The sequence below is a fragment of the Streptomyces sp. URMC 123 genome, from assembly GCF_051386515.1.
GTDB lineage: Bacteria > Actinomycetota > Actinomycetes > Streptomycetales > Streptomycetaceae > Streptomyces.
This window is the reverse complement of the sequence record NZ_JBPQTV010000568.1, coordinates 1-1,938: the sequence shown is the minus strand read 5'-3', so window position 1 is coordinate 1,938 and position 1,938 is coordinate 1. Positions and strand designations below refer to the sequence as shown.

Annotated in this window: 2 protein-coding genes and 1 pseudogene; all 3 read left to right on the top strand. The window is 72.9% G+C overall.

Annotated elements, in window-relative coordinates:
* Positions 1–87 precede the first annotated feature (87 nt).
* Complete coding sequence (locus tag ACSNOD_RS30815) at positions 88–927, top strand: NmrA family NAD(P)-binding protein (protein WP_436770373.1); 840 nt, start codon at positions 88–90, stop codon at positions 925–927.
* A 100-nt stretch (positions 928–1,027) separates the two neighbouring features.
* Complete coding sequence (locus ACSNOD_RS30810) at positions 1,028–1,516, top strand: glutathione peroxidase (RefSeq protein ID WP_436770372.1); 489 nt, start codon at positions 1,028–1,030, stop codon at positions 1,514–1,516.
* Positions 1,517–1,746: 230 nt separating this feature from the next.
* Positions 1,747–1,938 (top strand): annotated as a pseudogene (locus tag ACSNOD_RS30805) (hypothetical protein); the annotation flags it as partial.

Here is a 1,938-nt window from a genome sequence, read left to right as displayed (position 1 = left end):
GCGGCGACGGCCTCCATGCGCACAGTGGATCATGTCTGCCGCCACCCGCACCACCAGGCAGCGATCCCCCCAGAAACGGAGCAGGGTTTGACTACTCTCGTCACCGGGACCCGAGGCAGTGTCGGCCGGACCCTCGTCCACCTGCTGGCGCGTCAGGGCGCCGCCGTCCGCGCCGCGTCCAGCGATCCGGAAGGACTGAGCCTCCCGGACGGAGCGGTGCCCGTCCGCTGCGACCTCACCGACCCCACCACCTTCCCCGCCGCGCTGGAGGGGGCCACCTCGGTCTTCCTCTACGCCGAACCCGCACGGATCGAGACGTTCCTCGACCGCGCCGTCGAGGCCGGCGTCCAGCACATCGTGCTGCTCTCCTCCAGTGCCGTCCTCGCCGGCGACGCCGCGCCCGCCCTGATCGCCACGCGCCACCGGGACGTGGAGAAGGCGCTGGAGTCCGCCCCCGTCACGAGCACCTTCCTGCGGCCCGGCGGGTTCGCGACCAACGCGCTCCAGTGGTCCTGGCCCATCAGGGCCACCGGCGCGGTGGGCCTGCCCTTCCCCGAGGTGCACACCGACCCCCTGCACGAGCGGGACCTGGCCGAGTGCGCGCTCGCCGCCCTCACCGACCCGGCCCTGGCCGGCGGCCGGTACACCCTGACCGGGCCGGAGTCGCTCACCTTCGCCGACCAGATCGAGCGGATCGCGCGGGTGACGGGGCGGCCGATCGCCGTGACGCCCGTCGACCGCGACACCTGGAAGAAGTCGGTGAGCGAGTTCCTCCCCGACGCCGTCGCCGACGCGCTGTACGACGCCTGGCAGGCCGCCGGCGGGTCCCTGGCCCCGCTCTCGCCGGCCGTCGAGGAGCTGACCGGCCACCCGGCCCGCACCTTCGAGGAGTGGGTGCGCGACCACGTGGACGCCTTCCGCGACTGACGGGTGGGCGAGTGGGAGGTTCGCGACCGATGGGCCGGCGGCCGGGATTCGTCGGAACGGCGGGCGCCACCCGTACGCCGATGGACTAGCATCCGGGCGCATGTCTGTTCACGATGTAGAGATCGGCGCCCTCCAGGGCGGCCCCGCGGACCTCGCCCGCTACCAGGGCAAGGCGATGCTGATCGTCAACGTCGCCTCCCGCTGCGGGCTCACGCCCCAGTACGCCGGGCTGGAGCGGCTGCACGAGCGGTACGCGGACCGCGGCTTCACCGTCCTGGGCGTTCCCTGCAACCAGTTCATGGAGCAGGAGCCGGGAACGGCCGAGGAGATCGCCCAGTTCTGCTCGGCCACCTATGGGGTCACCTTCCCCATGACGGAGAAGATCGAGGTCAACGGCGACGGCCGGCACCCGCTGTACGACGTGCTGGTGCCGGCCCGGGACGCGGAGGGCCACTCCGGCGACATCCGCTGGAACTTCGAGAAGTTCCTGATCGGCCCGGACGGCGAGGTGGTCGCGCGCTTCGGCCCCCGGGTCGAGCCGGAGTCCGCCGAGGTGGTGGCCGCCATAGAGAAGGCGCTCCCGGCCTGACCCACGCCCGTACGGCACGCGCTACGTACGGCACGCCCCCGTACGGCACGCGCGCGCCGGAAACCGGTCGCACGCCGGAAACCGGCCGACCGCTCCGCGAGGGGCCGGCGGCCGGTTTCCTCGCGGCCCTGTTCCCATCCGCTCCATAAGGCGTTACTCCTGTCGGCACCGTGAGGTCGAACCCGGACCGGAACACGAACGCGAACCCGATGCCGAGGAGAGTGCGTACGATGACCGCTGCGCGGGAGACTGCCGAGGGCGGGGCCCCGGCCGGCGAACGGACCACGACGAGCGCGCCGGCGTGGGAGGGCCGCACGCCCTTCGACCACGTGTACGACGAACCGGACCCGAGGGCCTTCTTCCGCGCCCTCGGCCCGTTGGACTACCGCATCCCGCACCACGCCCGGAGCATCTTCCGGCGC